This window comes from Clostridium sp. 'White wine YQ' (assembly GCF_028728205.1).
Lineage (GTDB): Bacteria > Bacillota > Clostridia > Clostridiales > Clostridiaceae > Clostridium_T.
The window spans coordinates 165583-178426 of record NZ_JAQYUU010000001.1; the positions used below are offsets into that span (position 1 = coordinate 165583).

The following is a 12844-nucleotide window of genomic DNA, read 5'->3' on the forward strand; positions in this document are numbered from 1 at the left end:
AATAATCTTTCTTGGAAAGATCTTTTTAAGTTATAAACATATATATTCATTCATATATTTTCATGTGAGACATAAATAATAAAGTGTAAATCTTGAAAATATAGGGAGTGGAAAAATGAAAAAGTTTTTAAAGATCATAGAAAATGTAGTGATATTTATATTGATTATTTTAGCAGTGATTTCTGTTGGTTCTTTTGTAAGCTCAAGGATATCCAAGGATAAAGTACCGGGAATAGGAAATGTTAAGTTTTTATCTGTATTAAGCGACAGTATGACTCCTACATTTAAAGCATATGATCTTATAATAGATATAGAAACGCCTATAGATAAATTAAAGTCAGGTGATGTTATTACTTTCAAAAAAGGCAATACTTTAGTTACTCATAGGATAGTGGATGTACAGAGTAATAATTCAGAAATTTTTTATAAAACAAAAGGCGATGCCAATAATGTTGAAGACGAAAAGCTGGTTAATTCAAATGATGTAGTAGGGAAATATAAGTTTAAGTTACCATATATGGGACTTATAATTACTATATTTAAAGGGCCTATTGCACTTGGAGTGATTTGGATATTGATTCTCTATGTAATTATTAAGGAAATTAGAACATTTATTAAAGAGAAAAATATATAGAATAAAGCCCTTATCTTGATTCAGAAGGTAAGGGCTTTTAAATAAAATACTTTCTAGTATTAGTTGAAAATTTCAGATGGAATATTTGAATCTTCTTCTACATTAGCCTCAGCATCTTTAGTGGTTATTTCCTTTGTATCATCTTTAGGATTCAAATAATTAACTGTGTATTCTAGAGGCGGTACCTGATATTTCCCATAAGTAAATATTACAGTACATTCGGTTCTGTCTAATCTACATCTATAATCCTCATTTGGTACCATTTCATTTAATACTAATTTCTTCATTTCTCCTGTCCAAGGAGTAGTTAAGTCCTTTCCAGTTTTTTTAGCATAAACTCTTTTACCAATAAGAAGATTATTAAGATAGTTTAAGGAAGAAGGATTTGATTTTTCATCAGGTAATACACTATACCCTTCACTTCCTATATCAAATATGATTAAATCAGCTTCTGTAGCTGGAACATAGTTTTGATTATCACCAGTTCCGGTTTTGACATATTGACCATTTACGTAGTCAAATGTAAGTATTCTATTTGTATTCTTACCAAAATTAAGTTCATTTTCATCTCTTTTTAGAACATATTCATTCATTTTATCATCTTTATTTTTCTTTTCAATACTTTGAAAGATATCTTGTTGCTCTATTTGTAATCCACAACTATTTACATTTATCTTACCTAAATTTAAACCTTCCTTTATCGGTGTACTAATAACAACTATATTGTGCATTAATGAGCCATGCTCATTATCACTACTATTGTCCTTTATTATTTCGCCAGCCCAGCTTTTAAAGCTAGAAGTAGAAATGTCATTTTTTACGTTAATAAAATCGCTATTATTAGATAAAATATTTTGAAATTTATTATAATCACTTCCCACTGGTTCTTGGGAAGTCTTGTTTAGTAAATCATTAATAATAAAAATTGATGCATTATCAAGCCACTGCCTATAATTAGGACTTTCATAGTCTTTATTACTAGTGAAGAAGTTTTTATATATTGGACCTATAGAAGCATACAGCTTAACAATTGGTTTAGGAAAAGTCCCAGTAGATATGCTATTATCAGTATTTGGAGCCTTGTGTGATAAAAAAGCATAGGTTCCTATATTGCATCCAGTCACTATAAAAACCAAGCATAGTATTAGAAAAGATAATTTTTTTCTTAAATTCATAATCTCTTCACCTCCTAATTATTATAAGACCACTGAGGATCATTTGGTTGAGTTGAGTGAATATTGATATTGAATTTAAGACTTTTTCCTTCAGCTATATAAGGAACAGTATTTTGAAGAGTAAAGCTCAATTTAACTTCAACAACACTATTTGACTTTAAAAGAATAGGGTCATTATTTTGATCTTTTAAAGTCAGTATTTTATCTGAACTATTAATATAGTCTTTTAAAGAGCCATCATATAATAGATTAGAACCAGCCTCAATCTTAAAGTTTAAATAGGGAATTAATGTATCTTTTTCTGATTCCGTAAAGTTATCTAAACTAAATGCAACTTTAGATGTTAGACTTCCTATATTTTTTATATTATAGTTTTTAGTTTGAGTTTCACCTGGAAGTAATCCGCTAATATTAACTATAGGAAATGTGATAGGTGTTTGGGTGTTTGAATCTATAAAATCAGATTTTATTGTTCCAACAGACACATTAATACTATTTTCAACTTTTTCATTATGAACAAAATAAGAATATGTGGCTCCAACTCCAGAAAAAGTTAATGTTAAACAAAGCAGAATAATCTTTATAAGTTTCTTGTTATTCAATGCTATTACCTCCTTTGTTTAGAGAGGCTTTTTTTTGTCTGTAATCAAAAAAGATTAATCCTATACCAATAAGAGCCATAGCTAATGCCGTTAAAAGAGCAAAGTTAGCTGCTGCTCCAGTTTTAGGAAGTGTAGTAATGGCAGTAGTTACGGTCCCACCATCCTTCAAGGAAAATTGAACACTTAAATTAAATAGTTGTTGTAGATTTTGAAATATATTTCCGGTGGTTTCATTTAAATATACTGTAATAGAAATATCTTCTGAACCTCCACCAGGAGTTACTATCGGTTTATCTAACAAAACACTATTATTTTTAAGGTCTTCAAATGTACCGTCAAAGAGAACCAAATCTTTATCTTTTAACTGAACTTTTAAGTTCTTTAAAAATTCATTATATATATCTTCATCTGGGTTTATAACTTTCATCAATAGAAAGTTGTTAACTGATTCTATTTTAACTGAGATTTTACTTATTTCTATGTCAGTTGCATTATCATTTTTTATAACGAAGTCCTTAGTAAGTTTTCTACCTGGATACCAAAATCCATCACTATTATCAAACATTCCTGAATTATTATCACTAACCTTAGGAACAATAGTTACCTTGTCTAGAGCACTTTGAAGTGCTGATGCCTTTATAGAGCCAACTACAAGAGAAACCATGATTGCTCCAACGAATAAGGCAAGGATAAATTTTTTGATTTGCTTTCTAATCTTCATTTTTTATACTCCTTGCTTAAAGGATTTTAATTATTAAAACCCTATATTAATTACTATAGGTTGGGTTATTCCATTGAGTGGCTGTAATATCTAGTAGTTTAAAAGCATCATTATTTAAGGTGAAGTTATTACTAGTAGAATTGATTAAATTTGTTGGAACTTCCAGTCTCACATTGAAAGTTAATATATCATTTTGTTTTACATTCTCAATATACCAAGTGTTATCATCGTTAGAATCTTTGGATATTTTTATTGATGAGTTATCTTTAATAGAGTCTGGATCAAGTTCTATTTTTAAAATAAATGGCGAGTCACTTAATAAGGTTCCCTTTGTTATCTTAAGTTTGGATTCGAGAGAACCAGTATAATTTATAGTGATCTCTTTTTCGAAAGCATCACCAGGTCTTAAATTATCAATATTAAGATCAGAAGTAAGAGTTTTTCCTTCTACAAGATCATTACTTAAAGATTTTGCATTTTCAATTTCAATAGGAGTATATTCCCAAGGAGAATTAGAGGTTTGAAGCTTTACATCTCCGAGGGTGAATGTAACCGGATCTGACTTAGTTGTAGTGGTTAGATATGCATAAACCCCTATAATACCTGAAGTTAGTAGAAGAATTGAAAGAGCAATTAAAATTATTAGCTTTGAATTCTTCATATATATCCTCCTAAATATAAAGAATTACAGTGCGATAAATATTTTTAAAGCACTGTAATATTTATGAAGTTAATATAGCAAGTGATTAGTGACCAGATTCACTCCAATTTGGGTTATTCCATTGAGTTGCATCTGCTTTTAATGTGAATGATAGAATATTATTCATACCATCATTCTTCATGCCGTTATCAACAATAACTCCAACATAAACTGCAACCTCTTGTTGTGTTTTAGCATCTAGTGTAACATAGCCAGGGTATACGCCTAAAGCGACTTCTTTTCCTCTTGAGCCATCAACATTAACTTCATAGGCTTTTATGTTGAACCAACTCAAATCTGGTAAACTACTCTTGTCTTTATCATTATCATGTCCTTTAGCAAGGCCTTTTCCAGCATCATCTGGATCAGTCACATCTATATTAGTAAGAGAAAGCTTTACTTTAGAATCTAAGTTACCAGTATTTTTAAGTGTATATTTTTTATATAAAACATCTCCAGGTGCAACGTGAGTAACTGAATCTTTACCAAGATTAATTTCATCGTTAGGTCTTCCAGGAACTTGTAAATTTAAAAAATCAAACCTTTTAAAAGCATCTAAATCAAATCCACTACCTGCGAGCTTCCAATTATCTTCGTGTGAAAATGAAACACCTACATTTCCTAATGTAATTGTTTGGTCAGATGAAGTTGAGTCTGTGAAATATGCAAAAGTCGATGCTGTACCTGCAACTAATAAAGATGCAGATAATAATAAAGCTCCAATAGATTTTTTATTCATAATTTTTCCCCCTAAAATTTTAATTTTATAATTGAATATCAAATTTATATGAAAAGCGCGCCTTTTTCATAACTTGGTAAATATTACTCGGGTTTTAATTCACTAGGTTTAGCTTTTTTTTGTTCTTTATATATTCTATATATTTCTGTTCCAGTAACTAAGAAAAACAAAAGCCATATACCTATTACTGAAGGTAATCCTTTTATTTTTAATAATAGAAATCCAAGTAATGGAATTCTAAAAGAATATTTTCCAACTATCATACTTGAAGAAATTGAAATATCGTCTTTGGCATTGTTACTATCACCTTTAGTTGTAAATAGAAGATTCCCCTTAGGGTCTTTATTAACTTCTGTTATTCTATGGGTTGCTAGAAAGTTTCCACCATACATGTAGGTTATTACATCTCCTACTTTAAGATTGGTAGTATCAACTTTTTTATCAATTATTAGGTCACCAGGATTAAATGCTGGCTTCATACTTCCAGAGAGAACAGATAGCCATGAATATGACCCAATGGATGTAAGATTACCAGGTTTTCCTTTTGATTGTATGTTGCTATAAGCTGCAACTATTACTAAAATAAAAAGTAATGCAATTACTATGTTTGATAAATACTTGAATATCTTCTTTTTCATCTTATGCCCCCCTTAAATTTATTCACAAATTTTTAAAAATAGTGTTAAATACTAGTTAAACTTTAATTTTTAAGAAAATATATAAAATTTTAACTAAGTTACAATTTTATATATATTTGCTTATTTGGATACATATTACAATTTATTTTTAAATTTAAATAAATTTTAGTTATTATTTTTAATTAAGGGGTTCTAAGGATACTCTTTTTTTCAGTGTAAACTTATGATAAAATAAGAACAAAAGTTCGATTGAGAGTAATTTTAAACCGGAAAAGGTGAGTATATGAATAGGATAAAAATTATACATGCAGCAGATTTCCATTTTGATTCTCCATTCAAAGAATTATCTAGTTCTTATGGAGAAAAGAGAAATGAAGATATAAAGAAGAGTTTTAAAAAGATTATAAATTTAGCCAATGAAGAATGTGTACAAATTCTTCTTCTCTGTGGAGATATATTTGATAATTCTTCAATAAAGAAATCAACCTTAGAATTTTTAAAAAGTGAGATAGAAACATTAAATAATACAAAAGTATTTATAGCAGCAGGAAATCATGATCCATTAAGTGATAAAAGTTTTTATAAAGTTTTTAATTGGCCTAAAAATGTATTTATCTTTTCAAAAGAATTAGAATATGTAGTTCTAGAAGATATTAAGACTGTTGTCTACGGATATTCATTTGGTTCAAATTATGAGAATACATCACTGTTAAAAAACTTTAATATTCCACAAATATATAAGGGATATATTAATATAATGGCACTTCATGGTGAAGTTACCTCCTCTACAGGAAATGAATATAACCCTATTACTATTAATGAAATAGGAAAGAGTGGTTTAAACTATTTAGCCTTAGGACATAGGCATGGCTTTTCAGGTATAAAAAGGGAAGATGATACATTCTATGCTTATTCAGGATGCCCAGAAGGAAGAGGATTTGATGAAACGGGAGAAAAGGGAATAATTTTTGGTGAAGTGTATAAGGATGGTGTGAATCTTAACTTTTTACCATTATGTGAAAGAACATATAATTCAATAGAAGTAGATATTAGCAATTGCACTAACCAAGAACAAGTAATTAATTCAATATTATTTTCTCTAAAAGATGAAGATACAGATAGAAACTTTTACAAGGTAATTTTAACTGGTTATATTAACGGTGAAATGCCTATAAAAATTAAAACCATTGAGTATAGGGTTAAAGATAGGTTATATTATATTAAAATAAAGGACGAAACAAGAGTTAATTTAGATATTGATATTATAAAGAAGGAAAATTCCTTAAGAGGAATTTATTATAGAAAAGTAGCTGAAAGGTTATTAGATGCAACTGAGGAAGAAAAAATTTATCTTGAGGAAGCTCTTAAGATAGGTTTAGAGGCGTTAATGGAAGAGGAAGTGAAGGGTAATGATTATTAAAGACCTAAAAATCAAGAGATTTGGGAATTTGAAAAATAAAGAATTAAGCTTTAAAGCAGGAATTAATATAGTTTATGGAGGAAACGAAGCAGGAAAGAGCACTCTTCAAAATTTCATAAAAGTTTGGCTTTACGGTATATCAACAAAAAGAAACAAGTCTTTAAGAGATAATTTAAGAACTAGATATGCGATATATAATTCTGAAAGATCTCAAGGAGAACTTTTAGTTAATAATAAAAATGAAGATTTGAGAATAATAAGATCCTTCGGGAGTACAAAGAAGGAAGATAACTCTAATATTATAGATGAAATATCAGGAAGTAAGGTAAGTGAAATAAGCTTGGATGAACCAGGAAAGGATCTTTTTAATATTAGCCTTAGTTCATTTGAAAACACACTTTTTATTAAAGGGTTAGGAACATATGTAAGTTCTTCTAAGGATGATGAAGTTATGCATAGATTAACCAATAGTTTCGAAAGCGGAGAAGAAGGGGTATCCTATTTCAAGGCAATTGCTAAATTAGAGTTACTACGAAAGTCAATAATAACAACAAGAGGGAATGGAGAATTAGATAAATTTAAGGAAATTAAAGATAAGTTAATAGAAGAAAGAGAAGATTTTCTTATTACCTCAAATAAAAATATAGAAGATGAAAGTAGATTAATAGATATAAAAAAAGAAAAGGAAGAAACAGAATTAAAATTAAAAAAGTTAGATTTCTATAAAAAACATATTAAAAAAATGAAGTTGCAGAAGGAATATAAAGATATTCTAGAATATTTAAGAAAAAGTCAGGAACTAAAAAAGTTAGCAGAAGGCATTGAAGGAGAACTCAAATCAGAAGAAGGCTTATTAGATAGAGAAAAAGTTGAGGCTATAAAAGAAGATGTAGCAGTATTATTAAGTTTTAATGAGGTTATTGAAAGTAAATTAGAAGAAGAACAAGAGATAGAAAAGGAAAGAAAAAGCATAGAAGAAATACTAGAAGACAATAAAATTATAATAGAATTAGGAAACGACTTAGAGGAAAAAACATTAAAGTTATATAAGGAAATAGAAGTTAATAAAAGTAAGATCCTAGTATATGAAGAGAATATAAAAGAGATTGATGGGTTAAAAAGCCGTTTGAATGAAATTAAACTTTCATTAGGTAAAGGGGTTAATATTGAAGGTTATGAAGATGACATAGATAGTACTATTAAAGAGTATGAAGAATTGCTTTTTATGTTAAAAGATAAAATCAATTATAGACATAAAGAGGATTTAACTAAGGAAATTAAGAAAAAAAAGAATAGTAATTTTATCATTACTTTGTTGATTATTTTGGGTATTACTTCTTCAATTGCGCTAGCATTTGTTAAACCAAGCTTTTCTATAATACCTCTATTTTTTGTTGGCTTTCTTTTAAATATAAGATTTAAGTTATCAAAAGACATTGAGAACTTAACAGATGATAAATATAGTAAAGAAAGATTAAAAGAGATAGAGGAGAAAATTATAGATAAAGAAAATAAGTTAAATGAATATGTAAACATGCTTAAGTTTTCCTCACTAGAGGAATTAGGTGTGTCTTTAAGAAAATATAAAAGGCATAAAGAAGAAATAAGAGTACTAGGTGACTTAATAAAAGAGAGAGAAGAAAAAAGTTATAATGGGGAGATAAGTGAAATAAGAACTAGATATTTAGAAGATAATAAGATGCTAAATACTATTTTTGGTTATGCAGGGTGTGATAGCTTAGAAGCGCTACTATTAAAGATTAAAGACTTAAAGGAAGTCTTATCTAGAGAAAAAATTGTGAATGCAAGGTGGAAAGATTATAGTGAAAATCTAAAATCTCTTAATAATGAAAAAGAGAGAAAAGAGAAAAATTTATACGATAAGTTAGAGGTGATAGGTTTTCAAGACATTCCACTAAATAATTTAAATTTAGAATTAGATAAGATATTAGATAAATTAAAAGAAAAAGATCAGGTACAAGCCTCGCTAAAATCAGTAGAAGAAACATATAAGGTTCTTCTTAAGGATAGGGATTTAGAAAATATAAATAAAGAGCTTGAGTATATTATTAATGACAATTTAGATTATTCCTTTGAGACAGAAGAAGAGGTTGATTTTGAAATTAAACAAACAAATTTAAAACTTATAAATATTGAGAAGGAGCTTAAAGATGTAGAAAACTCAATATATAATAGGTTTTTAGGTAAGAGAAGTTTAATTACCATAGAGGGAGATTTACAGGAAACACTAGATAATATTAACGAACTTTCATTAAGATTGAAGGGAGTAGAGCTATCTATTGAATTATTAGAGGAATCCTTTAAAGAACTTCAGAAAAATATGGGACCTGTATTAAATGAGAAGGTATCTTATTATTTTTCGAAGTTAACATCAGGTAAATACAAAGAAGTAAAGGTATCACAGAATTATGAACTTGTAGTTGTTCAGGATAAAGGCGATATCTTAAGTGGAGAATTATTAAGTAATGGAGCTTGGGATCAAGTATATCTCTCATTAAGATTAGCGCTTGTTGATATGCTTTTTAAAGAAGAAAAGGTACCTTTAATTTTTGATGATGCTTTTGTTCAATATGATGATAATAGACTTAAGAATGTGCTTGAGGTATTAAGTGAAATTAGTTATAAAAGACAGATAATTTTATTTAGCTGCCAAAAGAGAGAAGTAGAGATATTAAAAAACATGGCACCTAAAATAGAGACATTAAATACCGAAATGCAAGTGATAGAACTGATATAGAGTTTTTTATAGGAAACTTAATTTATTCTTGTTTGAAAATGTCGGTTTCTGGTCATTTTCAGGCATGAATGAATTATTAGTTGACCTTAAAACTCTATATAGAGTTTTTTATAGGAAACTTAATTTATTCTTGATTGAAAATGTCGGTTTCTGGACATTTTCAGGCATGAATGAATTATTAGTTGAACTTAAAACTCTATATAGAGTTTTTTATAGGAAACTTAATTTATAAAGGGAATCTTAAATATAGATATATATTTAAGATTCCCTTTATTTTATTAATAATTAGCATGTTGTACATAGAAGTTATGAAATTGATAACTGTAAATGTAACATTAGGAAAAATATTGAATATTTTAATAAGAGAGTAGTATTAATAAAATTAAGGAGAAATCATGGATTTAAGGGGAAGCAAAACTGAAAGAAACTTACTTAAAACTTTTGCTGGGGAGTCTAGAGCCAACACAAAATATACAATTTATTCTGAAATAGCAATACAAGAAGAATTATTGTGGATAGCAGAGATATTTAAAGAAACTGCTCATAATGAATTGGCACATGCCAGAGAAGTATATAGGAGATACTTAGAACTAGCTAAAGATACAAAAAGTAATTTATTAGATGCAATAGGAGGAGAAACAGAAGAAACTAAAAGTCTTTATAAAGAATTTGAAAAAGATGCAAGAGAAGAAGGCTTTGATAGAGTAGCTGATTTCTATAAAGAGCTTAGAGAAGTTGAAGCAAGTCATCAGAAGAGATATACAGAACTTTATAACCAGCTTAATTCTGATAATTTTTTTGAAGCGGATGGAGATAAGTTATGGAAATGCATGAATTGCGGATATATTCACGAAGGCAATGAAGCTCCAAGAGTTTGTCCACTATGTAAATATCCTCAAGGATACTTTAAGCTATATTGTGATCCTTTGTCAGAAAATGAGTATAAAGATTAATTTTAAGAGGTGAAAAGTATGTATTTTAACTATCCAGAAGAATATTTTCTTCCTGTTATTAGAGAAGAAATAATAGATATAGAGGATGGTATAATTTCTAACGGAGCAAGGGAAATTAATACTAAGACAAATATTTATTGTGATATAGATGAAGAGTATGTGGACAATTTTCTAAAATCATATACATTATAAATTGAAAATAGTATATATAAGCATAAAATCCCTTAGCATTAATATAAATTATAGAAAGCAGTACAAATGGTGATGGTATGGGATATAATGAAATAATAGGCTCCTATTATCAAGAAATTACTAATCTAGTTATATTAATGGAGAAGTACGTAAATTCATATAGATTATTAGTAGGAGCAGCAGGTGAATTAAATAATATTGCACTTGCAAAAAAAACTGATGTAAGGAAAGCACTTAAAAGAGCAGATAAGTTAGGAGATTTAATAGATGAAATATTAAAAATTCTAGAATGTACTGAATACACATACTTAAATTTTGTGAAGATTAAGAGTGATATATTGGTAATGAAAACGGAAAAAGATCTTATACTAACTGAGATAGATAATGAACTTTTATTTCAAAATAGTAAAAGATTTGATGGAAAAGATGGTAAATTTGATAGAAAATTAGACGAGGAATTTAGAGAAGAAGAGAGAACAGATTTTGATGGTGAATTTCCTACAGGATTTATTGAAGAAATAAAAGATAAAGAGTAGTAAGTTTAGGTAAGTATTAAAAGGGATCCAGTTTATACTGAATCCCTTTTAATATAAGATAAAATTATACTTTTTTTAGCTTAAACGTACTAATCATTAAGTAAGATAAAATAATCATTATTACAACTGGTATAAATACCGAAGTTTTATTATTTACAGTTACTAAAACAAAAAGTGCAACTACTGCTCCAGCAATTGTTATTGGAACCCCTGTAAAAACCCCATCAAATGTTGAGGCATTATATCTTGCTAATCTAAATGCTCCACATATAGGGAATAAAATAACGCATATATAACCTAATACTCCATAAGGACCTAAGTCTTGGAATCCATATAATACGAAAGTAAGTATTGAAGGTGCTACACCAAAGGAAACTAAATCAGCCAATGAATCTAATTCCTTGCCAAGGTCAGAAGAAACATTTAAAAAACGAGCAATCCTTCCATCATATCTATCTATTAAACCAGCAACAATTATAAAAATGGCTGCTAAAAAATAGTTATCGTTATATGTTGCAATAATTGATAGTAATCCAAAAGCAAGGTTAGCAAAAGTAAACAAGTTAGGTATGCTGCTTTTTCTCATATAATCACTCCTAAAAAAAATAATTCACTAAAATATATAATCTAGAATATATAGACCAATATTTATTATACTCTATGAAATCTAAAAAATTAAGAGGAAAATATAGATTATTTGCATAATTAATGTATTTATAAGGTAAATTTAAGAATACATTCGTAATATGACGCAAATAATTGGTTAAAATATTAGAAATTTAGATTACATATATTTGTTTGAACTGGAGATTATCTCGACAACATTTGGTAATAGTGGTATAATCATTTTTGTTTCTCGTATAAATTAAGAGGAGGATATTTTCATGAAAAAGGTTAAATTTATTTACAATCCCTTTTCAGGAGAAAATTTAATTCTTTCAGAATTAGATAAAGTTATTTCAATACATCAAGAATTTGGTTACCAAGTTGTACCTTTTAGAATTGAAAAAGGGATTACTATAGATGAAGCATTAAATGATATTGATGAATCTTTCTACTATATATTAGTAGCAGGCGGTGATGGAACTGTTGATTCATTGGTAAATGCCATGAAAGAAAGGAATATCGATATTCCTTTGGGAATTCTCCCAGTAGGAACAGCAAATGATTTTGCAAGATTTTTAGGATTACCACAGGATGTATCTACTTGTGTAAGACAAATATTATCTTCAAAACCAAAGGGTGTTGATATAGGAAAGATAAATAATAAATATTTTGTAAATGTTGCAAGTACAGGATTATTTACAGATGTATCTCAAAAAACTGATTTAAATCTTAAAAACACAATTGGTAAGCTTGCCTATTATCTTAAGGGATTAGAGCAGCTACCTAATTTTAGAAAGTTAAAGGTTAATATTAAGTCAAAGGAAGTTGAATATGATGGATATATGTATCTATTATTAGTGTTCAATGGACAAACAGCAGGAAGTTTTAACCTAGCAACAAGTGCAGATATAATGGATGGATATTTGGATGTAATAATGTTCAAGGCTATAACAATTATAGATTTAATTCCGCTGTTCATAAAAGTATTGAGAGGGGAACATTTAGATAGCCCAAATGTTCTTTACTTTAAGACTGATAATCTTATAATTGAATCACCTGAGGATATAGTAACAGATATTGATGGTGAAAGAGGTCCAGATTTTCCTCTAAATATTCAGTGTATAAAAAATGGAATTCAAGTTTTAGGAATAAAATAATAAGAAACATAAT

General features: G+C 28.2%; 14 protein-coding genes. 7 read left to right on the forward strand and 7 right to left on the reverse strand.

Translation table 11 applies throughout. The features are described 5' to 3' along the window. The first annotated feature begins 115 nt into the window (after window positions 1–115). Complete coding sequence (locus PTZ02_RS00830; RefSeq protein ID WP_274225939.1) at window positions 116–634, forward strand: signal peptidase I; 519 nt, start codon at window positions 116–118, stop codon at window positions 632–634. A gap of 59 nt (window positions 635–693) precedes the next feature. Here the strand turns inward: PTZ02_RS00830 and PTZ02_RS00835 are convergent, their stop codons facing one another. The 6 genes from PTZ02_RS00835 to PTZ02_RS00860 form a co-directional block, all read right to left on the reverse strand. Further along, entirely contained in the window at window positions 694–1809 is a 1116-nt protein-coding gene (locus tag PTZ02_RS00835; RefSeq protein ID WP_274225940.1) for a hypothetical protein, read from the reverse strand. 14 nt (window positions 1810–1823) lie between these two features. Continuing rightward, window positions 1824–2411, reverse strand: coding sequence for a TasA family protein (locus PTZ02_RS00840; RefSeq protein WP_274225941.1), 588 nt, complete (start codon window positions 2409–2411; stop codon window positions 1824–1826). Continuing rightward, window positions 2404–3132 (reverse strand): LPXTG cell wall anchor domain-containing protein, encoded by a 729-nt coding sequence (locus PTZ02_RS00845; protein WP_274225942.1) that lies wholly within the window; start codon window positions 3130–3132, stop codon window positions 2404–2406. The genes PTZ02_RS00840 and PTZ02_RS00845 overlap by 8 nt, the downstream gene beginning before the upstream one ends. A 46-nt stretch (window positions 3133–3178) precedes the next feature. Continuing rightward, window positions 3179–3793 (reverse strand): hypothetical protein, encoded by a 615-nt coding sequence (locus PTZ02_RS00850; RefSeq protein WP_274225943.1) that lies wholly within the window; start codon window positions 3791–3793, stop codon window positions 3179–3181. An 85-nt stretch (window positions 3794–3878) separates the two neighbouring features. After that, the gene (locus PTZ02_RS00855; protein ID WP_274225944.1) at window positions 3879–4571 is read right to left on the reverse strand and encodes a SipW-dependent-type signal peptide-containing protein; all 693 of its coding nucleotides are present in this window, start codon (window positions 4569–4571) and stop codon (window positions 3879–3881) included. 83 nt (window positions 4572–4654) lie between these two features. Beyond that, the gene (locus PTZ02_RS00860; protein WP_274225945.1) at window positions 4655–5209 is read right to left on the reverse strand and encodes a signal peptidase I; all 555 of its coding nucleotides are present in this window, start codon (window positions 5207–5209) and stop codon (window positions 4655–4657) included. A 283-nt stretch (window positions 5210–5492) separates the two neighbouring features. On the opposite strand from PTZ02_RS00860, the gene PTZ02_RS00865 reads away from it, so the two are divergent. From PTZ02_RS00865 to PTZ02_RS00885, 5 genes are all read left to right on the forward strand, one after another. After that, the gene (locus tag PTZ02_RS00865; protein WP_274225946.1) at window positions 5493–6629 is read left to right on the forward strand and encodes a metallophosphoesterase family protein; all 1137 of its coding nucleotides are present in this window, start codon (window positions 5493–5495) and stop codon (window positions 6627–6629) included. Continuing rightward, window positions 6619–9387 (forward strand): AAA family ATPase, encoded by a 2769-nt coding sequence (locus PTZ02_RS00870; RefSeq protein WP_274225947.1) that lies wholly within the window; start codon window positions 6619–6621, stop codon window positions 9385–9387. Before PTZ02_RS00865 ends, PTZ02_RS00870 begins: the two co-directional genes overlap by 11 nt. 395 nt (window positions 9388–9782) lie before the next feature. Beyond that, window positions 9783–10340, forward strand: coding sequence for a rubrerythrin family protein (locus PTZ02_RS00875; protein ID WP_274225948.1), 558 nt, complete (start codon window positions 9783–9785; stop codon window positions 10338–10340). 18 nt (window positions 10341–10358) lie between these two features. Beyond that, window positions 10359–10532: a hypothetical protein gene (locus PTZ02_RS00880; protein WP_274225949.1), complete on the forward strand. Its 174-nt coding sequence runs from the start codon at window positions 10359–10361 to the stop codon at window positions 10530–10532. A 77-nt stretch (window positions 10533–10609) separates the two neighbouring features. Then, window positions 10610–11068: a hypothetical protein gene (locus tag PTZ02_RS00885; RefSeq protein ID WP_274225950.1), complete on the forward strand. Its 459-nt coding sequence runs from the start codon at window positions 10610–10612 to the stop codon at window positions 11066–11068. A 64-nt stretch (window positions 11069–11132) separates the two neighbouring features. On the opposite strand, the gene pssA is transcribed toward PTZ02_RS00885, so the two are convergent. Continuing rightward, complete coding sequence (pssA, locus tag PTZ02_RS00890; RefSeq protein WP_274225951.1) at window positions 11133–11654, reverse strand: CDP-diacylglycerol--serine O-phosphatidyltransferase; 522 nt, start codon at window positions 11652–11654, stop codon at window positions 11133–11135. Window positions 11655–11952: 298 nt separating this feature from the next. On the opposite strand from pssA, the gene PTZ02_RS00895 reads away from it, so the two are divergent. Next, on the forward strand, window positions 11953–12831 hold the full coding sequence (locus tag PTZ02_RS00895) for a YegS/Rv2252/BmrU family lipid kinase (RefSeq protein ID WP_274225952.1): 879 nt from the start codon (window positions 11953–11955) through the stop codon (window positions 12829–12831). The last annotated feature ends 13 nt before the right edge of the window (window positions 12832–12844 follow it).

Bases quoted from the DNA above. Each gene is read 5' to 3' on its own strand.
- PTZ02_RS00875 (WP_274225948.1), top strand. From the start codon at position 9,783: ATGGATTTAAGGGGAAGCAAAACTGAAAGAAACTTACTTAAAACTTTT.
- PTZ02_RS00845 (WP_274225942.1), bottom strand. From the start codon at position 3,132: ATGAAGATTAGAAAGCAAATCAAAAAATTTATCCTTGCCTTATTCGTT.
- PTZ02_RS00885 (WP_274225950.1), top strand. From the start codon at position 10,610: ATGGGATATAATGAAATAATAGGCTCCTATTATCAAGAAATTACTAAT.
- PTZ02_RS00855 (WP_274225944.1), bottom strand. From the start codon at position 4,571: ATGAATAAAAAATCTATTGGAGCTTTATTATTATCTGCATCTTTATTA.
- PTZ02_RS00880 (WP_274225949.1), top strand. From the start codon at position 10,359: ATGTATTTTAACTATCCAGAAGAATATTTTCTTCCTGTTATTAGAGAA.
- PTZ02_RS00865 (WP_274225946.1), top strand. From the start codon at position 5,493: ATGAATAGGATAAAAATTATACATGCAGCAGATTTCCATTTTGATTCT.
- pssA (WP_274225951.1), bottom strand. From the start codon at position 11,654: ATGAGAAAAAGCAGCATACCTAACTTGTTTACTTTTGCTAACCTTGCT.
- PTZ02_RS00895 (WP_274225952.1), top strand. From the start codon at position 11,953: ATGAAAAAGGTTAAATTTATTTACAATCCCTTTTCAGGAGAAAATTTA.
- PTZ02_RS00860 (WP_274225945.1), bottom strand. From the start codon at position 5,209: ATGAAAAAGAAGATATTCAAGTATTTATCAAACATAGTAATTGCATTA.
- PTZ02_RS00850 (WP_274225943.1), bottom strand. From the start codon at position 3,793: ATGAAGAATTCAAAGCTAATAATTTTAATTGCTCTTTCAATTCTTCTA.
- PTZ02_RS00835 (WP_274225940.1), bottom strand. From the start codon at position 1,809: ATGAATTTAAGAAAAAAATTATCTTTTCTAATACTATGCTTGGTTTTT.
- PTZ02_RS00830 (WP_274225939.1), top strand. From the start codon at position 116: ATGAAAAAGTTTTTAAAGATCATAGAAAATGTAGTGATATTTATATTG.
- PTZ02_RS00870 (WP_274225947.1), top strand. From the start codon at position 6,619: ATGATTATTAAAGACCTAAAAATCAAGAGATTTGGGAATTTGAAAAAT.